The organism is Sphaerisporangium flaviroseum (assembly GCF_039537005.1).
GTDB lineage: Bacteria > Actinomycetota > Actinomycetes > Streptosporangiales > Streptosporangiaceae > Sphaerisporangium > Sphaerisporangium flaviroseum.
Genome location: NZ_BAAAZR010000002.1, coordinates 783177 through 807970 on the forward strand (window position 1 = coordinate 783177; position 24794 = coordinate 807970).

Below are 24794 nucleotides of genomic sequence, written 5' to 3' on the forward strand. Positions count from 1 at the left end.
CGGCCTCTTTCAGATGTTCAGGAAGCGCAGGACGGCCAGCACCCTGCGGTGGTCCCCGTCGGCGCCCGACAGCTCGAGCTTGGTGAAGATGTTGTTGATGTGCTTGCCGACCGCTCCCTCACTGATCACCAGGGCATCGGCGATCCCGGTATTGGACCTTCCCTCGGCGATCAGGGCCAGCACCTCGTGCTCACGGCGGGTGAGCCGGTCGAGCGGGTCGCTGTGCCGGCGCAGCAGGAGCTGGGCCACGACCTCGGGGTCCAGGGCGGTGCCGCCCGCCGCCACCCGCCGCAGCGCGCCGACGAACTCGGCGACGTCCGCCACCCGGTCCTTCAGCAGATAGCCGATGCCGCTGGTCTCGGTGGACAGCAACTGGGTGGCGTACCGCTCCTCGACGTACTGCGAGAGCACGACGATCGGCAGCCCGGCCCGCTGGCGGCGCAGCACCAGGGCGGCGCGCAGGCCCTCGTCGGAGTGGGTGGGCGGCATGCGCACGTCGGTGACCACCAGGTCAGGCAGGTGCTCGTCGACGGCGCGCAGCAACGACTCCGCGTCGCCGACCGCGGCCACCACCTCCATCCCCGCCGAGCCGAGCATCCACACAAGCCCTTCCCGCAGGAGGACGGAGTCCTCGGCGAGCACTACGCGCACGGCAGCTCCACGCTGATCGTCGTCGGCCCGCCGCGCGGGCTGTGGATGCTCAGTCTCCCGTCAACCGAGCCGACGCGCTGGGCCAGGCCGCGCAGCCCGGTCCCGCCGCCGGGCTCCGCGCCGCCGCGGCCGTCGTCGACGACCTCCAGACGCAGCAGGTCACCGTCACGGCGGGCCGTGACCTCGGCTCCGGACGCCTGGGCGTGCTTGGCGACGTTGGCCAGCGCCTCGGAGATCACGAAGAACGCCACCGCCTCGATGACGGGAGACGCGCGTTCTGGCACCTGGACGCGCAGCCGTACCGGGAAGGGGGCCCGCGTGGCGAGGCCGGACAGCGCCGCGTCCAGGCCCTCGTCGCTCAGCACGGCGGGGTGCAGGCCGCGCACAAGGTCGCGAAGCTCCTTCAGCGCCTGTTTGGACTCCTCGTGCGCCTGCGCTATCGCCTCCCGGGCGGGGGCCGGCAGGTCGGTGAACGCGGCACGGGCCATGCCGAGGTTCATCGCGAGGGAGACCAGCCGTTGCTGGGCGCCGTCGTGCAGGTCGCGTTCGATGCGGCGGCGCTCGGCGTCCGCGGCGTCGATCACCTCGGCGCGGCTCTCCTGGAGGGTCTCGACCCGCTGGGCGAGCTGCTCGCTGAGGCTCGGGCCGAGCAGGGCCTCTGCGGCGATCAGGTCGAGTGTGGCGGTCGCCTGCGCCAGCCACGGCCCCGCCACGAACAGGGCCAGGGCGAGCAGCGCGAGGGGCGCGCTCCGCCAGGTGCCGCCGACGGCCCACAGCCGCACTGCGAAGGCGGCCGCGACCAGGCCCCCCGACCAGGCGAGGACCACCCCGAGGAACCCGATCACGCTGATCAGCGGCGCGAGCAGGTGGTAGGCGAGCTGCCGCCAGGTGCTCCTCGACCGCACGTCGAGCAGGAGCCGCTTCATGGGATTGCCGGTGCCGGGACGGCGCGGCACCGGGGGGATGTCCACGCCGAGGAACGCGGCGAACCTGCCCCGCTGCAACGCCGTGAACAGCGGCACCGACCAGAAGATCAGCAGCAGCCCGATCAACGGCACCACGATCGTCCAGATCAGCAGTACCGACACCGTGAAAAGGGCGACGATCGCGCAGCAGGCCGGCAGGGCGACCGGGACGCCGGTCACCACATGGAAAGTGCGAAGCCAGGATCGCGCCGACCAGTGGGCCCGCATCCTGTCCCAGGGGGTGTGCACCACGGCGTTGCTCATGAGACCACGGTAGATATCACGACATGTCGGGTGACATGGGTAAGGCACCCCGAACGGGGGTGGGGTAAACCCCACCCCACCCCTCCCGACCAGCCCACCCCCCAAACCCTCCACCACCCTCCGGTCCCGGGCAGCATCCTCCGCCCCTCGGGCTCCGTCGTCCCCGGGTTCCGTCTTCCGTGGCCGGGGGTCTCCCGCAATTCACGGACATCTGTCGAATGCGCTCCCATGGTGATTACTTAATGTGATAGCTATGTGACGGCATGCGATCGGCAATGGCAGGGCGTCCCTGTCAATACGAAGCTATGGAGATGGTCATGCTGGTCTGCGTACTCGCAGTGGCAGCGGCGGTCGGCGTGGTGGCCTCAGCCGCTTTTATCTTCCGCAGGCTCGGCAGCGGCACCGAGGACCTGGCGCCGAACGGTCCCACCGCGGGCCATGCGGGGTCGATGCTCTCGTCCTTGTTTTTGCTGGTGTTCGCCATCGCGATCGTCGTGCCGTGGACCACGGCCGACGCCGCGCGCCAGAACACCTACACCGAGAGCCAGGCGGCCGTGGAGGCATACTGGTCGGCCGCCCGGCTGCCCGCCCCCGCCGGCGCCCAGGTCCAGCAGCAGGTGCGCGACTACGTCGGGTTCGTGCTCACCAAGGAATGGCCGCTCATGGCCTCCGGCCAGCTCAGCCTGGAAGGCGCGACGCGCCTGGACTCGCTGCGCACACAGACGGCGGGGCTCGTCGTGAAGGGCGACGAGGAGAAGGCCGCCAAGAGCGAGGTGATCGAGGAGGTCAAGGCCCTGTCGGCGGCCCGCCGCCAGAGAGGGGCGGACGCGCAGGCCACGCCTCCGGCGGGCGTGCTCCCTCTGACGATCCTTACGGGATTGATCGTCCTGCTCTACCCGTTCCTGGCGGGCGCCCGGCCGCGCGGTAAGACCCTCGTGCCCCTGGTGGTGATGTCGGCGATGCTCGGGTTCGGGATCTTCCTCACCTGGCAGATCTCCCATGTGTTCGCCAGTGGTCTGTCGGTCGAGCCCGATGCTTTCCGGGCCGCGCTGACGGAGTTCCAGCGGATCCCCTGGAGCGGGTGACCGTGGCCGTTCCTCGCCTGGCGGCGCTCCTGGCGCCGTCCCTCGCGGGCCTGTCGCTGGCGGGTGTCGTGGGAAGCGCGCCCGCGTGGGCGGCGGTCCCCGATCCCGAGCCGCAACGTCTGGCCGTCGTACCCGGCATCACCGTCTGTCTCGACGTGGAGGTCGTGGTGAGCCTGCGCGTCGGGATCAGCATCGGGGGGTACCCGCCGATCTGCCGGCGGCCGGCGTATCCACCGCCGGCACCCGCACCGGTGCCCACCCCCACTCCCACGCCGACGCCCCCGTCCAGCCCGAGCCCGGCGCCGACGAAAGCGGCACCGGCACCGGCCCCCACCCGGGCGCCGTCGCCGCCGGTCCGCCCGGCGGTTCCCGTCGTCCCGGCCGCGCAGAGGCCGCCGGAGGCGCCGCGGACCGCCGAGCCGGCGCGACCTCCGGTGGAGCACCGTCCTGCACCGTCGGCCGTCACGCCGACCGTCCTGGTCCGTGAGCTGCGGGCGCAGGCGCCGCACCGCCGCAGCAGCCCCATGGCCTCGGTCATGGTCATGGTCGTCCTGTCGCTGGTGATCGCCCTCGCCGCGGGCCTGGCGTTCGGCACCATTCGGTGACCCAACTGACTAAGTGACCCAAGTGACCCAAGTGACCCAAGTGATCCTGGGTGACCTAGGTGACCGAAGTGATCTAACCCGAGTGATCTAAGGGACCTAGGTGACACGGTGATCAGGTGACCAGGTGACCAGGTGACCAGGTGACCAGGCCAGGTGTCCTTGGTGTCCTTGGTGTCCTTGGTGCCCTTCGTGGCCGGCGGTCCGGTGAGGCGCGTGGCTGTTCCTCGGTGAGGCCCCGCCTGGCACGCCGAACCGTGTTACCACCCTGATCGGTGAGGTCGTCCACGATCCCATCGGCATCGCCCGTGCCCTGCGTCCGCTCCTTCCCTAAACTGAGGCGATGACCGTGACGGGCGGAAGCCTCGGCAGGGAAGGGGCGGAGCGGCAGGAACTCACCGTCGTGAAGATCGCCCATCTGGCAGGTGTGTCCCCTCCGACCGTGTCGAGGGTCATCAACGGCAAGACCGGTGTGGCTCTCAGCACCAGGCAACGGGTGGAAGCCGTCCTGCGCGAACACGGCTACCGCCGGCGGGAGAGCAGCCCGTCCATAGCGATTCTCGAGCTGGTCTTCCATGCGCTCGAAAGCCTCTGGGCGCTCGAGATCATCCGCGGTGTCGAACAGGTCGCGCGCGAGCAGGGGCTGGCCGTCGTGCTCACCGAGATGCAGGGCCGGCTCACGCCCGGCAAGGCGTGGACCGAGCAGGTCCTCGCCAGGCGCCCGACCGGTGTCATCGCGGTCTTCTCCGAGCTGACCGTCCAGCAGCAGTCCCAGCTCGCCACCCGCTCGATCCCCCTTGTGGTGCTGGATCCCACCGGCGAGCCACTGCACGAGACCCCGTCGGTGGGCGCGACCAACTGGAGCGGGGGGATGGCGGCCACGCGGCATCTGCTCGATCTCGGCCACCGGCGCGTCGCCATGCTGGGCGGGCCGGTCCAGTGGCCGTGCTGCCGCGCCCGGCTCGACGGCTACCGCGCGGCCATGGACGCCGCGGGCGTGCCGGTGGACCCCGATCTCGTACGGGTCAGCACCCTGTACGTCGAGGGCGGGCTGCACGACGGGGGTGAGCTGCTTCGCCTGCCGGACCCGCCCACCGCGATCTTCTGCGCGAACGACCTCCAGGCGTTCGGCGTGTACGAGGCCGCCAGGCGGGCCGGCGTGCGGATACCCGCCGACCTGAGCGTCGTCGGGTTCGACGACCTGCCGTTCACGCGGTGGGCCGGGCCGCCCATGACGACCGTGCGGCAGCCGCTGGTCCAGATGGGGGCCACCGCGGCCAGGCTCATCTTGTCCCTGGCCAACGGCGAACCCTCCGATCAGCACCGTGTCGAGCTGGCCACCACGCTCGTCGTCCGGGAGAGCACGGCCCCGCCTTCCCAGGTCTGACCGACCCGGGCACGCCAGGCACGCGACGGTCAGGCACGCGACGGTCAGGCACGCGACGGTCAGGCACGCGACGGCCAGGCACGCGACGGCCAGGCACGCGACGGCCGCGCCGAGGAGACGACGGCCGCGCCAGGAACACCACGGCCGCGCCAGGAATATGACGTGCCTGCCGCCGAAACTTTCAACGTTCTCCCGCTACCTTCCCGGTGCCTTGCTGGTCCTCGCCCTGTCTCCCGGGCGGTCTTGCCAGGCGCTTGTGCGTTGAAACATTCCGGCTGATACTCCGGAATGTTTCAACGGGTCGTAGCCGACATGCGGCCCACGACGGAGAGCAGGACATCGTATGAGGATGAGAACCACGCTGCTGGGCGCAGTCGCAGCCGTCGCGATGTTCATCATCGCGGGATTCGTCACCGCGTCCCCGGCGTCGCCCGCGTCGCTGACCGAGGTGACCAACTTCGGTACCAACCCCAGCAACCTAAGGATGCATCTGTACGTACCGGACACGGTGGCCGCGCGGCCGGCGATCGTGGTGGCCGTGCACTACTGCACCGGCTCGGGCCCGGCCTTCTACTCCGGGACGGAGTTCGCGTCCCTCGCCGACCGGTACGGCTTCATCGTCATCTACCCGTCCGCCACCAGGAGCGGCTCCTGCTTCGACGTCTCCTCACCGCAGGCGTTGCGGCATGACGGCGGCAGCGACCCGGTGAGCATCGTCTCGATGGTCAGGTACGTTCTGCAGCGCAACAACGCCGATCCCGGTCGCGTGTACGTCACCGGCGCGTCCTCTGGCGCCATGATGACGAACGTCCTGCTGGGCGACTATCCGGACGTGTTCAAGGCCGGCGCGGCGTTCATGGGCGTACCGTTCGGATGCTTCGCCACCACCGACGGCTCCAGCTGGAACAGCGCCTGCGCGAACGGCACGATCGTCAGGACCCCGCAACAGTGGGGGGACCTCGTGCGCGCGGCCTACCCGGGATACAGCGGCGCCCGTCCTCGCATGCAGGTGTGGCACGGCACCGAGGACAGCACGCTGCGCTATCCGAACTTCCAGGAAGAGATCAAGCAGTGGACCAACGTCCACGGGCTCAGCCAGACCCCCAGCTTCACCGACCGTCCGCAGTCGAACTGGACGCGCACCCGCTACGGCGGCACCGGCACCAATGTCGCCGTCGAGGCCATCAGCATCCAGGGCGTCGGGCACAGCCTCCCCACGAGCGGCATGGCCGCGGCCGCCATCCAGTTCTTCGGCCTGACGGGCGGCCCCACCACGTCGCCGACCCCGTCGATCACCCCGACTCCGACACCGACCCCGTCGATCACCCCGACGCCGGGGACCGGAGCCTGCCGGGTCACCTACACGATGAACACCTGGAACAACGGCTTCACCACCGCGGTCACCGTCGCCAACACCGGCGGCTCCACCGTCAACACCTGGTCCCTGCAGTTCACCCTGCCGGCCGGGCAGACGGTCACCTCGGCGTGGAACGCCACCATCTCGCCGGCGAGCGGCCAGGTGACCGCCAGGAACGTCGCTCACAACGCGACGATCGCCCCGGGGACCTCGGCGAGCTTCGGTTTCCAGGCGACCCACACCGGCGGCACCGGCAGGCCGGCCTCCTTCAGCCTCAACGGTACGAACTGCACCGTCGGCTGACGGCGGCCCAGGACCACTACGGCTTCGCGATCCGGGCCCTCGGCTGAGGACACCGTTTCGCGAGCCGGGCGGCTTACGAGAGGTCACCGTTTGGCGAGCCGCGCGGCTTACGAGAGGTCACCGTTTGGCGAGCCGGGCGGCTTACGAGAGGTCACCGTTTGGCGAGCCGCGCGGCTTAGGAGAGGTCACCGTTTCGTGGGTCGGACACCTGCGGGGCGGGATGTCCGAACAACCGAAAGCCGGCTGCGGGGCGCGCCACCCCGCAGCCGACTTCCGCTCATTCGGGCGGGTCGTACTGCTCTCTAGGAACGATGGTGAATCCTCGGCTGGAAGGAGCCCTCGCGTCGAGGAGCTCGGTGGTCGCCCACCTCCCTTCGGTCAGTAAGACGAGTTCGGAGCGGATTCGGTCGGCCTGGCCGAGCTCGTGGGGCTCGAGGAGGGGCGCGGCGTCGATGTTCCGTTGGCGGCGTCGGCCGGCATGATCAGGCCGACGAGGCCGTGCTGGGCCTTCTGGATGCCGGCGGAGAACCAGATGGCGTTCTCGCCGCCGCTCTCCGCGGTTCCGCGCTCCAGGTCCCACAGGCCCTCGGCCCAGACCGGCTTACCGTCGGCCTTGCGAAGCGGGCCGAGCCAGCGGCCGTTCCTGTAGGCGTTGATCGTGCCGTCGCCGAAGTTGCCGACGAGGAGCGCTCCGGCGTAGTTGCCGAAGCCCTGGGGGGCCTTGATCATCGCCCACGGGGCGTTCAGGGCGCCTCGGGCGGCCACGCGTCCGGCGAACCGGCCGGAAGGGGTGAACCGGCTGATGAAGCCGAGGCCCTTGCCGGCGATCGACTTGCCGGTCTCGGGGTCCCACTTGGCGTAGGCGACGTAGACGGCGTTCCCGACGATCTCGACGTTGAAGGCGTGGTAGTCGCTGGGCAGCCCGCGGTCGCGGAACGCCCACCTCGACAGCCGTACGCGGCTGAAGTCGTCGTCGAAGACATGGACGCGGTTGTGGGCGAAGTCGGCCGCGAGGAGGAACGACCCGCGGTTGGTCCGCATCATCGCGAGGCCCTTGTAGTCGGCCTTGCGGGTGAACGCCGCGATGATGGCGCTACTCGGGTTGACCTCGGCGTTCCAGCCGGTGATGGCACCGCTGGGGCTGGCGAAGATGAACGTCGCCGGGCCGGACACGCCCTTGCTCGAGATCTCGAAGCCCTCTTCACCGTTGAAGACCTGGCCCGTCGGTGTGCCGCCCGGGATGGCGACCTCGGTCTTCTCCTTGGTGAGCTGGCTCGCGCCGCCCGAGTACACCGTCGCCGAACCGGTGCCCGCGTTGGAGACCCACAGAGTCTTGCCCATGGCGAGACCCCAAGGGTTGACGAGCTTGGGGTCGGTGACGTCCGCCTTGCCGGCCACGTCCGAGATGAGGGGGATCTCGGTGAAGCGCGTGTTGGTGGTCTTGGTGGTCTTGGTGGACTCCTTGGACTGCGGGGACTCAGCGTGCGCCGGGATCGTGCCGGTGGAAATGCCCAGGACGAGTGCCGCAGCGCAGAGCGTGACGATGCGTGGCCGCATCAGGCCTCCAAATGTCGTCTGCATGTGCGTACGGACGGAGGTACGCGGCACCCCGAGACCCGGTTCAAAGCGATTTGTAATCCGTTCGTGAGAAGCGGGACGGCGCCGGGGCCTCCGCCAGAGGGGAAGCGCCCGGCGCCGCCGGTGAAGAGCCAGCTCAGCACGTGCCCGCAGGGGCCCTACCGGAGGCTGAGGCGGGGGCAGATGAACTTGTTGGCCGCCGTCACGATCAGGGGGATCTGCTCCACGCCGATGACGAACGCGCCCGTCGTGAACCGTTTCCCGGTGTTCGCGTACACCACCTCGCGAGACCGGCCCCTGGCGATGTCGCGGCAGACGGCGACGCCCCGGCGGACCGCCTCGTCCCCGTAGCCGCGCACGAACAGGGGATTGATCTTGCGCAGGGCGGCGAGGTACGCTCGTCGCTCGTGCCTGACCGGCTCGGTCACCTGCGTCACCTTGGCGGGCTCCGTCGTGCTGGGCGGGGAGCCCTCGGGCGCGGGCGACGGCGCCGCCGGCTTCAGGGCCAGGGTGACCGCGAGGAAGACGACGGCCGCGACCGCGGTGCCCAGGGCCGCCAGCCCCGCCGCGAAGCGCCGGCTCACCGCGGCGCCCGGCGGCGGTTCCCGGTCCCCGTGCCACTCCCGGCGGGCCTCGGTACGCATGCCTCATCACGGTACGCGGATCTTCTCCACCTTCCCCATGAAATGGGGGAATATGGGGGCATACCGCTGAAGGCCACGGCCCTATTCGGGTGTCACCTCCTTGACCTGGGCGACGATCTGGGTCGGGTTGACGAACATGAGCGCCAGCACCAGCAGCGCGGAGGACAGCAGCGTGTAGACGACCGCCATCGCGTCGATCGCCTGCGCGGCCCGGATGCCCGGCGTGAAGGCCGCGCTGTACAGCGCGACGATGAGCGTCTGGCTGTCGGGACCGGACACCAGGAACGTGAGCTCGAACATCGCGACCGTGCGGACCAGGACGAGGATGCCGGCGGCGAGGATGCCCGGGATGAGCAGCGGCACGAGCACCCGGGCGAAGACCTGCCGGGTGCGGGCGCCGCACATGCGGGCCGCCGACTCGATGTTGGTGTCGATCTGCTCGATGAACGGCGTCATGACCAGCACCACGAAGGGCAGCGCGGGCACCAGGTTGGCCGCGATGACCCCGAACATCGTGCCCGCGAGGTGGAACTTGTAGAGGACGGTCGCCAGCGGGATGCCATAGGTGATCGGCGGCAGGAGCACAGGGAGCAGGAGGAGCAGCATCACCAGCCGCTTGCCCGCGAAGTCGCGCCGCGCCAGCGCGTACGCCGCGGGGACCCCGAGGAGCAGCGCGAGCCCGACCACGGCCAGGGCGACCAGCAGCGTCACCTGCAGCACGTCGGCCAGCCCGAACTCCTGCCACGCGTCGGCGTACCAGGCGGTGGTGAGGGCGGAGGGCAACCAGGTGCCGAACCAGTTCACGGCGAAGGAGTTCACCAGGACGGAGAGGATCAGCGCGGCCAGGTTCAGCAGGAAGAAGGCCACGCCGCCCCACACGATCCAGGCGTACGGCTGCCGCCACCCGGCGCGGTGCGGCGTCGGTACGGTCACGCGCCCCCATCTCCCTTCGATCGCCTGCCGGAGCGGTGCGGGGCCCGAACGGTCATGATCCCTTGCCTCCCGTCGTCCCGGTGTAGAAGCGCCCGCGCCAGAGCAGCACCAGGGCGATCACCAGCAGCTCGAACACGCCCATGAGGACGGCGATCGTCGCGGCCATCGAGTAGTCGTACTTCTCGAACGCCGCCTGGTAGGCCGCGATCGCCATGACACGGGTCTCGTTCGCGGGCTCGCCGACGAGGTTGGCGGACGGGAACACCGAGAAGGCGAGCACGAACGCGAGGATGAACGTCGTGGCGAGGCCGGGCGCCAGCAGGGGCAGCGTGATGTGCCTGACCCGTTGCCACGGTCCGGCGCCCAGCGTCGCCGCCGCCCGCTCCAGCGTCGGATCGATGCCGGACATGTACGACAGCACGAGCAGGAAGGCGAACGGGAAGCCGGTGATGAGCAGCGAGAACAGCACGCCCCAGTAGTTGTAGATCAGCCGGACCGGCTCGTCCACGATGCCGAGGTCGAGGAGCACCCGGTTGAACCAGCCCTTGGGGCCGAGGTAGCGCAGCAGGCCGTCGGCGACCAGCACGGTGCCGAGCGTCACCGGCAGCACCAGGATCGCGGTGAGCAGCCGCCGCCCCCGGAACCGGCCGCGGAGCCGGTAGGCGATCGGCACCGCGGCGCCCACGTTGATCAGGGCGGCGGGAAGGGCCAGCCGCATGGTCTTCCAGATCGTCCCGCTCTGATAGGAGTCGAGGAAGAAGGCCTGGTAGTTGGCGAGCATCCCGCCCCCGGCGCGCGGCTGGAGCGACAGCCCCACCCCGTACAGCATGGGGTAGAGGAACAGCGCGAGGAGGACGAGGACGGCCGGGATCAGGAGCAGCAGCACCCGGTCGATGCCGCGCTCGGCCAGCCGGTGCCGCAGCACGAGGGTCGCGGGCTGCGCGGTGGCCATCACGTCAGGCCGTCCGGGACGCCGCTGCCGAAGACCAGGACGCGGTCGGGCGGGACGCCGAGCTCCACCTTCTCGCCCGGACGCACCCGGTCAGAGACGCGGAAGTGGATGACCCTCCCCGACTCGGTGATCCCCTCGACGGCCATCTCGCGCCCGTGGAACTCCGCGACCTCGACGCTCACGCGTACCGTGTTGGACTGGCGCGGGCCGACCGTGAAGTCGTCCGGCCGGATGGCCGCGACGGCGGAGGTGCCGGTGAACCGCTCCTGCGCCCGGCCCGTGAGCCGCAGGCCCGGCTCGGCCAGGACCACCTCATCGCCTTCGTGGGCGGCCACCGGCAGCTCCAGCAGGTTCCGGTAGCCCATGAAGCCCGCGACGTAGGTGTTGAGCGGATAGGTGTACACCTGCTCGGGGGTTCCGATCTGCTCCACCAGGCCGCCGCGCAGCACGACGATCCGGTCGGCGAGCGCCAGCGCCTCCTCCTGGTCGTGGGTCACGTAGACGGTCGTGAGGCCGAGCGACTGGTGGAGCCTGCGGATCTCGGTCCGCATCTGCAGGCGCAGCTTGGCGTCGAGGTTCGACAGCGGCTCGTCCATCAGCACAAGGCGGGGACGGATGACGACGGCCCGCGCGATGGCCACCCGCTGCTGCTGTCCGCCGGAGAGCTGGCCGGGCAGCTTGTGCGCCTGGTCGGCCAGCTCCACCAGCGCGAGTGCCTCGTCCACGCGCTGGGTCATCTCGGGTTTCGGGACGCCCCTGATGGCGAGCCCGAACCCCACGTTCTTGCGCACGGTGAGGTGCGGGAAGAGCGCGTAGTTCTGGAACACCATCCCGAAACCCCGCTTCTCCGGGGGCAGGCCGTCGATGCGCTCGTCGTCCAGCCAGATGCTGCCCCCGGTCAGCGGGAGCAGCCCCGCGAGGCAGTTCAGGGCGGTCGACTTCCCGCAGCCCGACGGCCCGAGAAGGGCGAGGAACTCGCCCCCCTCGATCGTGAGGTCCAGGCGGTCCAGAGCCGTGGTGGATCCGAACCGCCGGGACACCCCGTCCATCCGCAGCGCCTGGAAGCCGCCGTTCGGCCTGCCGGGGAGTACGGCTTCGTGTGTCACCTGGTCCTCGCAGGGGTGCCGGCTCGCTGGTTCACGACTTCTTGACCTTGTCGCCGCCGACTTCCTTGTCCCACTGGTCGAACGCGGCGACCAGCGCCTTGGCGTCCAGCGGGACGGCCTTCGGGTTCTGCTCGATGAGCTCGTCGTACTCGGGCCTGCCGAAGTCCTTGATCGCCTGCCGGCTCTCCGGCGGGGCCATGTCGATGGTCACGCCCTTCACCGCCGGGCCCGGGTAGAAGTAGCCCTTGTCGTAGGTGATCGCCTGCTGCTGCGGGGTCAGCGCGAACTTCATCAGGTCGAGGACCACGGCCAGCTTCTCACCGGAGATGCCCTTCGGGACGACCATGTAGTGGGCGTCGGTCACCCAGGTGAAGCCTTCCAGCGTCTGGGTCTTGAAGTCCTTCGGCACCTGGCCGAGCACGCGCGGGTTGATGTCCCATCCGGTGGTGGTGAGGATGATGTCGCGGGTCCCCTCACCCAGCTCCTTCATCGTCTGGGAGGTGCCGGTGGGGTAGTACTCGATGTTCTCGCCGAGGTCCTTGAGGTACTTCCAGGTCTTGGTCCACCCGGCGATCGGGTCCTTCGGGTCGCTGTCCTTGAGGATGTAGGGCAGCCCCATGAGGAAGGTGCGGCCGGGTCCGGAGTTCGCGGGCCGCGCGTACTCGAGCTTCTTCGGGTGCTCCTTGGCCCAGGCGAGCAGTTCCTCGGCCGTCTTGGGCGGGTTGGGCACCGTGGCGGGGTTGTACTCGATGAGCGGGCCGGAGGGGTAGTACGTCACGATGACGCCCTTGCCCTGGGCGAGCTCCTGCATCTTGGCGGCCGGCTCCAGGTAGGTGCTCAGATCGGGCAGCTTGTCCTGGTACTTGCCCGCCAGGTCGACCCAGAGGTTCTGCTCCAGGCCGGCGGCCAGGCCGTCCGTGCCGGTGAGGACCAGGTCGATGTCGAGGCTGCCGGCGTCCTGCTGGGCCTTCACCTTGCCTGCCAGCTCGGGGGCCGTCACCTTCGTATAAGTGATCTTGCTGACGGTGCCTGTGTGCTGGGCCTTGTAGTTGTCGAAGATCTGCTGCGTGAGCTGCAGGTTGCCCGCGACGTCGACGATGTTGAGCGTCACCGCCTCGCCGGGCATCTTCACGTCACCGGCGGCGGGTTCGGGGACGAAGCCGCCGCCGGCCTCGGGCGCGCCGCATGCGGTGACGATTCCCAGGACGAGACAGCCGGTGAGGACGGATGATCTGGGAGATCTCATGGGGGGTGATCCTCCTTCGACACGCCGCGGCGGTGCCGCGAGCGGATGTTCACGATCGGGGTCGTGCGGTCCCTCTCTCCGTCCCGCCGCGCCCGGGGACCACGCTGCGCGTGGACGGGACGGCGGCGGTTCCGGTCGTATCGCGGATGACGAGGCGCGTCGCCAGCTCCTTGCCCGCCGGACGCCGGGGAACGGTGCCGGCCAGGAGGGAGAGGAGGATGGAGGCGGAGGCCTTGGCCACGGCGGCGATCGGCATGACCACCGTGGTGAGGGGCGGAGACGTCATCGACGCCATGGGGATGTCGTCGAAGCCGATCACGCTGATCTCCTCTGGCACCCGGACACCGCGCGCGGCGAGGCGCGACATGACGCCGAGGGCCACCAGGTCGTTGTAGGCGAACATCGCGGTCGCCCCGGTGGCCAGCGCCTCGTCGGCGCCGCGGTAACCACCGCCGAAGAACGGCTCGTACGGCCCGAGCACCGTGAGCTCGATGCCCAGCCGATGGCAGGCCGAGGCGAACGTGCGCGACCGCTGCTGGTTGGACCACGAGTCGCGCGGCCCGGACAGGAACACGCAATGCCGGTGGCCCAGGGCGTGGACGTGCATGACCGCCTGGCCGATCCCGGGCCCGAAGTCCATCGCGATCGAGGGGACCGTACGGCTGAGCCGGTTCGCGACGACGAGGGGGACCGTGGCGGCGATCGACCGAAGCCGTGCTCCCGGCATGCGGGGAGAGCACAGCAGGAGCCCGTCCACCTGCCTGGCCATGGCGCGCGCGAGCGCGACCTCGGTGGCCAGGTCCTCGTCGGTGTCGCCGAGGAACAGGGCGTATTCGGCCTCCCGCACGTGGCTGTGCACGACCTTGACGAACGGGGCGTAGAACGGGTTGGCGATGTCGGGAACGATCAGGCCGAGCGTGGCGGTCCTGCCGAGCACCAGCGACCGGGCGGCACGGTTCGGCTGGTAACCGAGCCGCTCGACGCTCGCGAGCACGCGCTGACGAGTGGCCTGCCGCACCATGTCGGGGGAGTTGAGCGCACGGGAGACCGTCGAGGGGGACACCCCGGCCAGGGCCGCGACCGCATGGATCGTGCTCGGCCGGGGGGCGACGGGGGACTCGGGCGCGTCAGTCATGGCGCACACCAGAATGAAAACGATTGTGAAATATGTCAATAGGTCAGCACGACGATGTACTGATATACCAGATCTCAGTAGCCGCTCACGAGGGAGTAGATCTCGATGCTCGATGACGTCAGGCAGGCGCTCGCGTCGGTGGTGTCCGTGCCGGTGACACCGTTCGACGGGCTCGGGCGGGTCGACGAGCCGGCCTTCACCGCGGTGGTGTCCCGCATGGTCTCGGCGGGCATCGGCGCCGTCACGCCGAACGGGAACACCGGCGAGTTCTACTCGCTGTCCGACGCCGAGCTGAACCGTGTGGTGGCGCTGACCGTGGAGTCGGCGGGCGGGGCCACCGTCATCGCCGGTGTGGGGCACGACGCCGCGCGGGCCGCCCGGCTCGCGACCGAGGCGGCCGGCCTCGGGGCGCACGCCGTCATGGTGCACCAGCCCGTGCATCCCTACCAGTCGCAGCAGGGCTGGGTCGACTACCACCGGACCGTCGCCGAGGCGGTGCCCGGGCTCGGCGTCGTGTGCTACCTCCGCTCCCCGCTGATCACCGCGAAGGCGCTGAAGGACCTGACGGGTGCGTGCCCCAACGTGGTGGGCGTGAAGTACGCGGTGCCCGACCCGGTGCGGTTCGCCGAGATGGCGGCCGAGGTTCCCGAGGTGACGTGGGTCTGCGGGCTGGCCGAGAGCTGGGCCCCGTTCTACTGGCCAGGCGGGGCGCGGGGCTACACCTCCGGTCTGGTCGTCATCCTCCCCGAGCTGTCGCTGCGGTTGCTCGACCGGCTCCAGGCGGGCGACACCGGCGGGGCGATGGAGCTCTGGCGGCTGCTCAAGCCCATCGAGGACCTCCGGGCCCGGCATGGCAACGGCAACAACGTGTCGGTGCTCAAGGAGGCGCTGGCCCAGCTCGGCGTCTGCCGCCGGGACGTGCGACCGCCGATCTCACCGCTGCCGGACTCCGAGCGAGACGAGGTCACGGCCGTCCTGCGCTCCCTGCGACTGCCGGTCGGTGCCGCGTGACGCCCCAGGGCGGCGCCGGACGCGAGGTCGTCGGGCCGGAGGTCCTCGACGCGCTGCGGCGGGTGTCCACCGCGACGGTCACCACCCAGCTGTTCGGCCGGGGGCTGCGCAACACCTTCCTGGCGGGGCTGCGCCCGCTCAACCCGGGGTGTACCCGGATGGTGGGGGAGGCGTTCACGTTGCGCCACATCCCGGCCCGTGAGGACCTCGACGTGCTGTCGGTCTTCAAGGACTACGACCATCCCCAGCGGCTCGCGGTCGAGTCGGTGGGCCCGGGCCAGGTGCTGGTCATGGACTGCCGGGGCCAGACCCGTGCCGCCTCGATCGGCGGCATCCTCGCGACCCGCCTGCTGCGGCGGGGCGCGGCCGGCCTGGTCACCGACGGGGCGGTACGCGACTCGCCGTTCTTCGCCGAGCTGGAGCTCCCGGCCTTCGCCGCCGGGGTGTGCGCGACCACCAACCTCGCGCACCACCACGCGGTCGACCTGCAGGTGCCCATCGGGTGCGCCGAGGTGCCGGTCTACCCCGGTGACATCATCGTGGCGGACGCCGAGGGCGTCGTCTGCGTGCCGCGCCATCTCGCGGCGGAGGTGGCGCGCGACGCGCTGGAGCAGGAGCGGCTGGAGGACTTCATCCAGCGGGAGGTCGAGGCCGGCGCCCCGCTGCGCGGCACCTACCCCCCCGACGAGGAGACGCTGCGCCGCTACCGCTCCTCGGCCGGCGGGGACCAGAACCCGGGCTGACGCCGGGGGCACGACCGGCCGCCCGAGCACGGCGCACCCGGGGGAACGCTCGTGGCCGGCGCCGGCGTGCCTGCTCGCGGTCAGTGCTGGGGCGCCTGCTCGGGGTTGCGCGCCAGATGGGTGACGGAGCGCTTGACGTGCGCCCTGGTCAGCCGTTCCGCCAGGGAGGCGTTGCCCGCCTCCACGGCGGCGAGGATGTTCTCGTGCTCGGCGAACTCCTCGCGCCACGTCGGCCAGTGCCGCCAGAGCACGGTGACGGTCCCGAGCGCGGTGAGGTCCTGGAGGTTGTCGAGTTGGGTGGTGACCAGCTCGTTGCCGCAGGCGGAGTAGAGCGCGCGGTGGAAGCGGCGGTTGGCCAGGCTGAGCGCCGTCGGGTCCTCTCCCGACAGCAGTTCGCGCGCCTCCTCCAGGGCCACCCGGGCGTCCTCGACGGTCTCGGGACGGCCCAGCCGGGTGGATCCCGCCACCGCCCAGGGCTCCAGCAGCAGCCGCACCTCCTGGGCCTTGCGCAGGTCGGCGACGCCCAGCACGCGCACGCTCACCCCCCGGTTGGGGCTGATCACCACGAGCCCCGTGGAGGCCAGCCCGATCAGGGCCTCCCGCACGGGCGTCTTGGACACCCCGAGCTGCTCGGCGAGCCTGCGCTCCACCAGGGTCTCGCCGGGTTTGATCCCGCCGGACAGGATGGCCGCGCGGATCGAGTCGGAGACGAGATCGGTGCGCGTGGTCGACCGCGCGACCGGCCGCAGGACCGGCTCCTCTGACATGCTGTACACCGGTATATCTTCGCGCACCCGCCGCTCGCATCGGTCATTCGAGTCACAACCCGGTCGTATGATCTACATTGTAAAGGCGGCCGCCTATTCGGTGTCCGGCTCGGGAGCGCCTCCCGCGCCGGCCAGGAAGTCGAAGTCGCAGCCCTCGTCCGCCTGGAGGATGTGGGCGTCGTAGAGGGTGCCGTAGCCGCGGCGGAACACCGTCTCGGGGGCGCGCCAGGCCGCGCGGCGCCGGGCCAGTTCCTCCTCGGGCACCTCAAGGGACAGGCGGCGGGCCTCGACGTCCAGAGTGATGGGGTCTCCGTCGCGGACGAGGGCGAGCGGCCCGCCGATGTGGGACTCCGGGGTGACGTGCAGCACGCACGCCCCGTAGCTGGTGCCGCTCATGCGGGCGTCGGAGATGCGCAGCATGTCGCGGACCCCCATCTTGAGCAGCCGGTTCGGGATGGGAAGCATGCCGTGCTCGGGCATTCCCGGGCCCCCGCGCGGCCCCGCGCCGCGCAGCACCAGCACCGAGTCCGCGGTGATCGGCAGGCTCTCGTCGTTGAGGCGCCGCATCAGGTCGCGGTGCCCGTCGAACACCACCGCCGGGCCGGTGTGCTTGAGCAGGCGCGGTTCGGCGGCGACATGTTTGATGACCGCGCCGCCCGGGGCCAGGGTGCCGCGCAGGACCGCGAGACCGCCCTCGGCGGACAGCGGGTCGTCCCGCGTGCGGATGACCTTGTCCTCGTACACCTCGGCTCCCTCGATCGCCTCACCCAGACTTCGTCCGGTCACGGTCGGCCGGTTGAGGTGGAGCAGGTCGGAGATCCGGCGCAGCAGCGCGGGCAGGCCGCCGGCCAGGTAGAAGTCCTCCATGACGTACGCCCCGCTCGGCCGCAGGTCGGCGAGCACGGGAACGCGTCGCGACGCCGCGTCGAAGTGGTCCAGGGTCAGGTCCACGCCGCTGCGGCGGGCCATGGCGATGAGGTGGATCACGGCGTTGGTGGACCCTCCGAGCGCGAGGACGGCCGTGACGGCGTCGGCGTAGGCCTCGGCGTTCAGTATCCGGGAGGGGCGCAGGTCCTCCCATGTCATGTCGACGGCGCGCCTGCCGCTCGCGGCGGCCATCCGGTTGTGGGCGGAGGCCACGGCGGGGATGGAGGCGGCCCCCGGCAGGGTCATGCCGAGCACCTCGGCGACCGAGGTCATGGTGGAGGCGGTGCCCATCGTCATGCAGTGGCCGGGGGAGCGGGCGATGCCCTCCTCCACCCCGCTCATCGTGGCCTCGTCGACCAGGCCCGCCTGCTTGTCGGCCCAGTAGCGCCACATGTCGCTGCCGCTGCCGAGGACCTCGCCGCGGAAGGCGCCGGGGATCATCGGGCCCGCCGGTACGAAGATGGCCGGAAGGTCCATGCTGATGGCGCCCATGAGAAGGGCGGGCGTCGTCTTGTCGCACCCGCCCATGAGCACCGCGCCGTCCACGGGATAGGACCGCAGGGTCTCTTCGGTCTCCATGGCCAGCAGGTTGCGGTAGAGCATGGTCGTCGGCTTCTGGAAGGTCTCCGAGAGCGACATCACCGGAAGCTCCACCGGGTAGCCGCCCGCCTGCCAGACACCGCGCTTGACGTCCTGCGCGCGCTCGCGCAGGTGGATGTGGCAGGGGTTGAGCTCGCTCCAGGTGTTCAGGATGCCGATGACGGGCCGGCCCAGGTGCTCCTCGGCGGACAGGCCGAGCTGGCGGGTCCTCGCGCGATGGCTGAAGGACCGGAGACTCTCGGTGCCGTACCAGCGATGGCTTCGCAACTGCTCAGGGGTCAGACGCTGCACGAGTCCTCCTCGATATCCTGATATATCACGATAGCGAAAGAGACTGGTGAGGCGCGGATCTGGGATGCCGGGGTTCGGCGAAGGCGCCGGACCCCGGCTCTCCGGGCGCTAGCGGCCCGGAAGGGTGCGCCGAGCGCTCAGGGGGTTGGAGTCGGGTCGGCGGTCACGGTCTGGGTGACCGTGGGCGTCGGTTCGGTGGTCGGTTCGGTCGGGGTCACCGTGGGCGTCACGGTGTCGGTGGGCGTCACGGTGGGCGTGACGCTGGGGGTCGGCGTGATGGTCGGGGTCGGCGTCGGGCAGGGCTTGGGGGTACGCCACTTCGCCGTGCCCACGGGCCACTGCTTGGAGTACCAGTAGCCGTGGCCCCGCCAGATGTTCCTGCTGGGCCGTGACAGATCGATGATGTAGGCGGCCGTCGCCGTCTCGCCCTCGGTCAGGGCGCTGACCGACACCCAGTCACCCTGCCGGACCTCGCTGTTCCCCCACCGGCCCGCGATGGTGCGAGTGGACTCGGCGATCGTGTACGTCCTCTCGTAGCCGTCCTGGCTGCGCACGGTGACCGAGTCCTCCGCCACGGCGGTCGCCTCCCCGGTCTGGACGAACAGCGTGACGAAGGTGCAGCGCGGCTTCGCCGGCACGACGAGGTCGCCGTGCAGCGCTCCGGTGAACGCCCAGGCCCCCAGGGGCGGCACCACGGTGGGGGCCGGAGCGGGGGGTTCGGCCGGAGGCTCGGTGGAGGTGTCGGTCGGGGTCGGGGTGGGGATGTCGGTGGGCGTCTCGCTGATCGTCGGCGTAGGGGTCGGCGTCCCGGTCGGAGGCGGCGTGGGCGTCGCGGCCGCCGCGGCGGCCAGACCGATGCCGCCTGAGGTCAGCAGCGCGACGGTGGTGGCCACGATCAGTGGGCGTGGGACGCGGCCGCGTGACCTGCCCGATCCGATCGACGATCGTTCGTTCGGCTTGTCGGGGGTTGGTGACGTCACCAGGTCCTCCATCTAATTGAGGCTGATTTGTGTCCCTGCTGGTTTGTCGGTGTTACATGGGAGTGTCCTGCCATACCCCGTTGGCGCGGGTCATCACACCCCGGGCACTGACTTCTTCTCGGCCGATTCGGGGCGGCCGCCCGCGTTCATAGGGCCCATGGGGCGAGGCTCGCGGTCTTCCGCCAGCTCACCGGGGCTGTCACATGCTGAAGAAGGGATCTCGGCGCCCGGCGTGAATTTCGGGCCCCCGCGGCCTCGCGGGTCCCGTCCGGTGTGGCGGAGTCAGGCAGTGGTGGCGGCGCGTACGGCGTCGGCCAGGAGGCCGTGGCGGGCGGGGCCGGCCAGGCCCGCGTGGTAGAGGTGGATCTCGTTCGCCCCCGCCTCGACGAGCCGCCGCACGTGCGGCGCCGGCTCCTCCGGCCGCACCGGCGGCAGCACGGTCACGTAGGCGCCCACCGCGACCTGGTCGGGCAACATGTGGTGCGCCAGCCGCACCCGGTCGGGCGACTCCGGCCCCGTGGGCCAGCACTGCACGACGACCGTGTCCACCTCCTTGCCGGCGTTCGGGCTGAGCCCGGGGTTGGCGCCGGTGGCCCAGGGGTCCGGGGAGGCGTGCAGGCTGACCCGCCGCCCCGGCACCGCGCCGATGACCTGGTGGCGCAGCTCGTCCGCCGCCTCGTGGCGTACGGCGAGGAGCGCGGCGGCCATGGCCGGGTCGAGGTCGTGCTCACGGGAGCGCACGGCGGCCCGCAGGTCGCGCACCGCCCGCCGCGGGTCGAGGCCACGCGCCGCCCAGGACGCCTGGCAGGCCGCGCAGCAGCAGACCGACAGCATCCGCCGCGCCCGCGCGTCGTAGGCGCCGTCGGTCTTGTCGTGGTGGCCCCCATGGTCGGCCCCCAGTTGCCCGCAGGCCTCCAGCAGCACCCCGGCCAGGGGAACGTCGCGCACGGCCTCGGCGGCGAGCGTGGCGGCGTAGTCGCGCACCTCGGCGTGCGAGGGGCACAGCGCCCAGGGATACGGCTGCCCGAAGCAGTTGACCACGCTCACGTCCGGGTGCGCCTCGCCAAGGCGGGAGTTGTGCGTCAGGACGATCCAGGCCGTCACCGGGATGTCCGCGTCGGTGAGCGTCCGCGCGGCCGTACCGAAGGAGTCGGGGTCGTCCATCCAGCCGGGCCTTGCGGGCGCCAGGCGCCTGCCGGCCCAGGCCTCCTCGCGGAGCGGCCGGTAGAGGGCCGAATGCCGTGCGTCGAGATACGCGCGCTCGGGGTGCCAGGGCGTCGCGGCCCGTACCGTGTGATAGGCGGCGGCGAGGTTCACCCCGTCGCAGCCCAGCGCCTGCACCCGTCCGGTGAACAGCGGATCGCCGATCACGTCCCACGGGTATGCGTGCACGAGCACCCGCATTTGCCATCGCCTCCGCACGAGGGGCCCTCACCCAACAAATGGCGTTGTCCAGGCATACCGACTCGGCTGGGCGGAGTCAATGGCCCGAGTGGCCGCCACTGTGGCGTGCGGACCGCGGCGCGGGGCGGTTCCGGCGCCGACCAGGCACCGGAACGGGTTCCGCTCGCCGGGTCGTCGGCCTGTCAAGGGGTCTTCGGCTCCAAGAAGCGCGTACCTTTCTGTGGATCATCCGATTCGCCCGCGGGCAGACCAGGAGGATGGTGGGTGTAGCGGATACAAGGAGGCGCACGTGAGTTTCCGGCTCGAGGACCGGTACGGCCGCGAGGAGGGCCGTGTCCATCTCACCGGCATCCAGGCACTGGCTCGGCTGCCGCTCGACCAGCGGCGCCGCGACCGGGGCGCGGGGCTGGACACCGCCGGATTCATCTCGGGCTACCAGGGCTCCCCGCTGGGCGGCTACGACCTCGAACTGGGACGCACCCGCGCGCTGCTGGAGGAGCACGGCGTCATCCACCGGCCGGGGCTCAACGAGGAACTGGCCGCCACCTCCGTCGGCGGGACGCAGATCGCCGCCACCCTGGCGGGGTTCCGCCACGACGGGGTCTTCGGGATCTGGTACGGCAAGGCGCCGGGGCTCGACCGGGCGACCGACGCCATCCGGCACGCCAACCTGGCGGGCACCCATCGCAACGGCGGTGTGGTCGCGCTCGTCGGGGACGACCCGGTGTCGAAGTCCTCCACCGTGGCCTCCGCGTCCGAGGCGGCGCTGGCCGACCTGCTCCTGCCGGTCCTGTACCCGGCCGACCCGGCCGACATCCTCGAACTGGGACTGCACGGGTTCGCCCTGTCCCGGCACAGCGGCCTCTGGACGGCCATGAAGATCGTGACCAATGTGGCGGACGGGTCGGCGACGGTGGACCTGCCGGCCATGAGGCCGGAGCCGGTGCTGCCCGAGGTGCTCTTCGACGGCCGGCCGTACCGGCACGTGCCGACGGCCCGCATGCTCACCCCGGTGCCGCTGGAGCTCGAGCGTTCCGCCTACTACGCCCGCATGGAGATCGCCCGCGCCTACGGGCACGAGAACCGGCTCAACCGCGTCACCGCAGGACGGCCCGGGGACGAGATCGGGCTGGTGGCGGCGGGGAAGACCTACCTCGACCTGCGGCAGGCGCTCGCCATCCTCGGCCTGGACGACGAGGAACTGGCGCGCCGGGGCGTCCGCCTGCTCCGCCTGGGCATGCCGTGGCCCCTCGACGGCCGGACCGTCAGGGAGTTCGCCGCCGGGCTCCGCGAGATCGTGGTCGTGGAAGAGAAGCGCCCGTTCGTGGAGCAGCAGATCAAGGAATTGCTGTACGCCGTTCCCGACCGGCCGGCCGTCCTCGGCAAGACGGGCGAGACCGGCCGCCCGCTGTTCTCCGCAGGCGGCGAACTGGGGCCCGACCTGATCGCCAGGAGACTGGCCCCCCGCCTCGGCGTGGAGCCGCCGCCGCGCGCGAGCCGGGAGACCATCCCGCTGATGGCGCGCACGCCGTACTTCTGCTCGGGTTGCCCGCACAACCGCTCGACCAAGGTCCCGCAGGGCACGCTGGTGGGCGCCGGGATCGGCTGCCACACCATGGTCGTCTTCATGGACGAGGCCCAGGCCGGGGAGGTCGGCGGGCTCACCCAGATGGGCGGCGAGGGGGCGCAGTGGATCGGCATGGCGCCCTTCCTCGACCGCGACCATCTCGTGCAGAACATCGGCGACGGCACCTTCCTGCACTCCGGGAGCCTCGCGGTACGGGCGGCGGTGGCGGCAGGCAGCCGCATCACCTTCAAACTGCTCTACAACTCCGCGGTCGCCATGACCGGCGGGCAGCGGGCCGTCGGCGGGATGCCCGTACCCGAGATCACCCGCCTGCTGGCCGCCGAAGGCGTACGGAAGATCATTGTCACGACCGAGGACCCGGCCCGGTACCGCGGTGTGCGGCTCGCGCCCGGTGCCGAGGTATGGCACCGCGACCTGCTGGTCCAGGCGCAGGAGACGCTGGCCGCGGTCGACGGCGTGACCGTGCTCGTCCACGACCAGGAGTGCGCGGCAGAGAAGCGGCGCAAGCGGCGGCGCGGGCAGGCGGTGGCCCCGGCCACGCGGGTGGTCGTCAACGAGCGGGTCTGCGAGGGCTGCGGCGACTGCGGGGCGAAGTCCAACTGCCTGTCGGTGCAGCCGGTGGACACCGAGTTCGGCCGCAAGACGCGCATCCACCAGGCGAGCTGCAACGTCGACTACTCGTGCCTGGACGGCGACTGCCCCTCGTTCCTCACCGTCACCCCGGCGCGGGGCGCCTCGCGCGGCGGGACGGCCGCCCGAGTGCGGGACGCGGAGAGCTGGGCGCGGGAGGAGCCGCCCGAGCCCGCGGCGCGGGTCCCCGCCGACCGGTTCGCCATGAAGATCACCGGGGTGGGCGGCACGGGCGTGGTCACGCTGGCGCAGATCATCGCGGTCGCGGCCACCCTGGACGGCAAGCACGTGAGAGGGCTCGACCAGACGGGCCTGGCGCAGAAGGGCGGAGCGGTGGTCTCCGACCTGACGATCACCGCCGAGCCGGTCGAACAGTCCAACAAGATCGCCGAACGGGGCTGCGACCTCTACCTCGGCGCCGACCTGCTCGTCGCGGGGGACGCCGCCAACCTCGCGGTGGCGTCGCCGGAGCGGACGATCGCGGTGCTGTCCACGGCGGAGGTCCCCACCGGGCGGATGGTCGCCGACCCTGGCCTGGCCTTCCCCGAGCCAGACGGCGTGGTGCGGCGCGTCCTGGCGCGATCCCGGGGCGAGGCCTCGGTGGTGCTGGACGCGCACGCCCTCGCCACGCGGCTGCTCGGCGACGACCAGTACGTCAACCTGCTGCTCCTCGGCGCCGCCTACCAGGCCGGGGCGCTGCCGGTGTCCGCCGCGTCGCTGGAGCGGGCGATCGAGCTCAACGGCGTCGCGGTGGCGGCCAACGTGCGGGCCTTCCGGCTCGGCAGGCACGCCGTCCACGGTCTCCCCGCCGCCTCCGATCCGCCGGCCGCGACCCCGGCGGAGGCGGCCACCACGCCCGGTGCCGGGGCGGAGGCGGCCGGCGGCCGGGCGCGTGCACTGATCGATCTGGTCAAGGCCGAGCCGGGGAGCGAGCTCGAACGGCTGCTCACCGTGCGCGTGCCCGAGTTGATCGCCTACCAGGACCTCCGCTACGCGGCGCGGTACGCCGAAGTCGTCGCACGGGTCCGGGAGGCCGAGGCCGCGGTCACCGACGCCACCACGCTCGCCGAGGCCGTCGCCTGGCACCTGCACAAGCTGATGGCGTACAAGGACGAGTACGAGGTCGCGCGGCTCTGCCTGGACCCGGCGGTGGGCGCCGGCGTCGAGGAGCGCTTCGGCGCGGGGGCCAAGGTGCGCTGGCGCCTGCACCCGCCCCTGCTGCGGGCGCTCGGGATGCGCCGCAAGATCTCCCTCGGGCCCTGGTTCCGCCCGGCGTTCCGGCTCCTGTACGCCATGCGCGGCCTGCGGGACACCCCCTGGGATCCCTTCGGCCGTGCCCAGGTCCGTAGAGTCGAGAGGGAGCTCGCCGGGGAGTACGTCGCCGCCGTCGACGAGTGTCTCGCCGGGCTGGCCCCGGACACCCACGCGCTCGCGGTGGAGCTGGCCACGCTGCCCGACCTGGTCAGAGGGTACGAACAGGTGAAGCTGGCGAGCGTCGCCCGCTACCGGCAGCGGCTCGCCGAGCTCCGCCGCCCCCCGGACCGCCACGGAGTCGAGGGCGCGCCGCCGCTGGAGGCGAGGTAGAGGCATGAAACCGGCCCGCCAGGACAGGGAGGAGGAAAATCGAGACCACCACCTGTGGGGG

At 71.3% G+C, this 24794-nt stretch carries 20 protein-coding genes; 7 read left to right on the plus strand and 13 right to left on the minus strand.

The features are described from left to right. Positions 1-9: 9 nt before the first annotated feature. Positions 10-651, minus strand: coding sequence for a response regulator (locus ABD810_RS09680; protein ID WP_344936978.1), 642 nt, complete (start codon positions 649-651; stop codon positions 10-12). Continuing rightward, positions 642-1880 (minus strand): sensor histidine kinase, encoded by a 1239-nt coding sequence (locus ABD810_RS09685; RefSeq protein WP_344936980.1) that lies wholly within the window; start codon positions 1878-1880, stop codon positions 642-644. Before ABD810_RS09685 ends, ABD810_RS09680 begins: the two co-directional genes overlap by 10 nt. A gap of 317 nt (positions 1881-2197) precedes the next feature. Here ABD810_RS09685 and ABD810_RS09690 point away from each other — a divergent pair, with 317 nt between their 5' ends. The 4 genes from ABD810_RS09690 to ABD810_RS09705 all read left to right on the plus strand — a co-directional run bounded on the left by ABD810_RS09690 (position 2198) and on the right by ABD810_RS09705 (position 6614). Continuing rightward, positions 2198-2965, plus strand: a complete 768-nt coding sequence (locus tag ABD810_RS09690; RefSeq protein WP_344936982.1) for a bestrophin-like domain — start codon at positions 2198-2200, stop codon at positions 2963-2965. Positions 2966-2967: 2 nt separating this feature from the next. Beyond that, positions 2968-3570: a hypothetical protein gene (locus tag ABD810_RS09695; protein WP_344936984.1), complete on the plus strand. Its 603-nt coding sequence runs from the start codon at positions 2968-2970 to the stop codon at positions 3568-3570. A gap of 346 nt (positions 3571-3916) precedes the next feature. Next, a complete protein-coding gene (locus ABD810_RS09700) occupies positions 3917-4954 on the plus strand; it encodes a LacI family DNA-binding transcriptional regulator (protein ID WP_344936986.1) in 1038 nt (345 codons plus the stop codon). A gap of 343 nt (positions 4955-5297) precedes the next feature. Next, complete coding sequence (locus tag ABD810_RS09705; protein WP_344936989.1) at positions 5298-6614, plus strand: extracellular catalytic domain type 1 short-chain-length polyhydroxyalkanoate depolymerase; 1317 nt, start codon at positions 5298-5300, stop codon at positions 6612-6614. Between the two features lie 378 nt (positions 6615-6992). On the opposite strand, the gene ABD810_RS09710 is transcribed toward ABD810_RS09705, so the two are convergent. From ABD810_RS09710 to ABD810_RS09740, 7 genes are all read right to left on the minus strand, one after another. Continuing rightward, positions 6993-8171, minus strand: a complete 1179-nt coding sequence (locus tag ABD810_RS09710) for a TIGR03118 family protein (protein ID WP_344936991.1) — start codon at positions 8169-8171, stop codon at positions 6993-6995. Positions 8172-8350: 179 nt separating this feature from the next. Then, positions 8351-8836, minus strand: coding sequence for a DUF732 domain-containing protein (locus ABD810_RS09715; RefSeq protein WP_344936994.1), 486 nt, complete (start codon positions 8834-8836; stop codon positions 8351-8353). An 81-nt stretch (positions 8837-8917) separates the two neighbouring features. Then, the gene (locus tag ABD810_RS09720) at positions 8918-9769 is read right to left on the minus strand and encodes an ABC transporter permease (RefSeq protein WP_344936996.1); all 852 of its coding nucleotides are present in this window, start codon (positions 9767-9769) and stop codon (positions 8918-8920) included. A gap of 52 nt (positions 9770-9821) precedes the next feature. Next, a complete protein-coding gene (locus tag ABD810_RS09725) occupies positions 9822-10721 on the minus strand; it encodes an ABC transporter permease (RefSeq protein WP_344936998.1) in 900 nt (299 codons plus the stop codon). Further along, positions 10721-11827, minus strand: a complete 1107-nt coding sequence (locus ABD810_RS09730; RefSeq protein WP_344937000.1) for an ABC transporter ATP-binding protein — start codon at positions 11825-11827, stop codon at positions 10721-10723. Before ABD810_RS09730 ends, ABD810_RS09725 begins: the two co-directional genes overlap by 1 nt. 31 nt (positions 11828-11858) lie before the next feature. After that, a complete protein-coding gene (locus ABD810_RS09735; protein ID WP_344937002.1) occupies positions 11859-13073 on the minus strand; it encodes an extracellular solute-binding protein in 1215 nt (404 codons plus the stop codon). 49 nt (positions 13074-13122) lie between these two features. Then, complete coding sequence (locus tag ABD810_RS09740) at positions 13123-14208, minus strand: LacI family DNA-binding transcriptional regulator (RefSeq protein ID WP_344937004.1); 1086 nt, start codon at positions 14206-14208, stop codon at positions 13123-13125. 105 nt (positions 14209-14313) lie between these two features. On the opposite strand from ABD810_RS09740, the gene ABD810_RS09745 reads away from it, so the two are divergent. Both ABD810_RS09745 and ABD810_RS09750 read left to right on the plus strand, forming a co-directional pair. Next, positions 14314-15219, plus strand: a complete 906-nt coding sequence (locus ABD810_RS09745; protein ID WP_344937006.1) for a dihydrodipicolinate synthase family protein — start codon at positions 14314-14316, stop codon at positions 15217-15219. Next, a complete protein-coding gene (locus tag ABD810_RS09750; protein WP_344937008.1) occupies positions 15216-15962 on the plus strand; it encodes a ribonuclease activity regulator RraA in 747 nt (248 codons plus the stop codon). The genes ABD810_RS09745 and ABD810_RS09750 overlap by 4 nt, the downstream gene beginning before the upstream one ends. 80 nt (positions 15963-16042) lie before the next feature. On the opposite strand, the gene ABD810_RS09755 is transcribed toward ABD810_RS09750, so the two are convergent. The 4 genes from ABD810_RS09755 to ABD810_RS09770 form a co-directional block, all read right to left on the minus strand. Further along, the gene (locus tag ABD810_RS09755) at positions 16043-16729 is read right to left on the minus strand and encodes a GntR family transcriptional regulator (protein WP_344937010.1); all 687 of its coding nucleotides are present in this window, start codon (positions 16727-16729) and stop codon (positions 16043-16045) included. Positions 16730-16822: 93 nt separating this feature from the next. Further along, entirely contained in the window at positions 16823-18547 is a 1725-nt protein-coding gene (gene araD / locus ABD810_RS09760; RefSeq protein ID WP_344937012.1) for an L-arabinonate dehydratase, read from the minus strand. Positions 18548-18684: 137 nt separating this feature from the next. After that, positions 18685-19527 (minus strand): hypothetical protein, encoded by an 843-nt coding sequence (locus tag ABD810_RS09765; RefSeq protein WP_344937014.1) that lies wholly within the window; start codon positions 19525-19527, stop codon positions 18685-18687. 282 nt (positions 19528-19809) lie between these two features. After that, a complete protein-coding gene (locus tag ABD810_RS09770) occupies positions 19810-20931 on the minus strand; it encodes a hypothetical protein (RefSeq protein WP_344937016.1) in 1122 nt (373 codons plus the stop codon). 289 nt (positions 20932-21220) lie between these two features. Here ABD810_RS09770 and ABD810_RS09775 point away from each other — a divergent pair, with 289 nt between their 5' ends. Continuing rightward, positions 21221-24733, plus strand: a complete 3513-nt coding sequence (locus tag ABD810_RS09775; RefSeq protein WP_344937019.1) for an indolepyruvate ferredoxin oxidoreductase family protein — start codon at positions 21221-21223, stop codon at positions 24731-24733. Positions 24734-24794 lie beyond the last annotated feature (61 nt).

Coding starts and splice junctions, on each gene's coding strand:
- ABD810_RS09685 (WP_344936980.1), bottom strand. CDS start 1,880: ATGAGCAACGCCGTGGTGCACACCCCCTGGGACAGGATGCGGGCCCAC.
- ABD810_RS09705 (WP_344936989.1), top strand. CDS start 5,298: ATGAGGATGAGAACCACGCTGCTGGGCGCAGTCGCAGCCGTCGCGATG.
- ABD810_RS09755 (WP_344937010.1), bottom strand. CDS start 16,729: ATGTCAGAGGAGCCGGTCCTGCGGCCGGTCGCGCGGTCGACCACGCGC.
- ABD810_RS09770 (WP_344937016.1), bottom strand. CDS start 20,931: ATGCGGGTGCTCGTGCACGCATACCCGTGGGACGTGATCGGCGATCCG.
- ABD810_RS09690 (WP_344936982.1), top strand. CDS start 2,198: ATGCTGGTCTGCGTACTCGCAGTGGCAGCGGCGGTCGGCGTGGTGGCC.
- ABD810_RS09725 (WP_344936998.1), bottom strand. CDS start 10,721: ATGGCCACCGCGCAGCCCGCGACCCTCGTGCTGCGGCACCGGCTGGCC.
- ABD810_RS09740 (WP_344937004.1), bottom strand. CDS start 14,208: ATGACTGACGCGCCCGAGTCCCCCGTCGCCCCCCGGCCGAGCACGATC.
- ABD810_RS09710 (WP_344936991.1), bottom strand. CDS start 8,171: ATGCGGCCACGCATCGTCACGCTCTGCGCTGCGGCACTCGTCCTGGGC.
- ABD810_RS09715 (WP_344936994.1), bottom strand. CDS start 8,836: ATGCGTACCGAGGCCCGCCGGGAGTGGCACGGGGACCGGGAACCGCCG.
- ABD810_RS09745 (WP_344937006.1), top strand. CDS start 14,314: ATGCTCGATGACGTCAGGCAGGCGCTCGCGTCGGTGGTGTCCGTGCCG.
- ABD810_RS09735 (WP_344937002.1), bottom strand. CDS start 13,073: ATGAGATCTCCCAGATCATCCGTCCTCACCGGCTGTCTCGTCCTGGGA.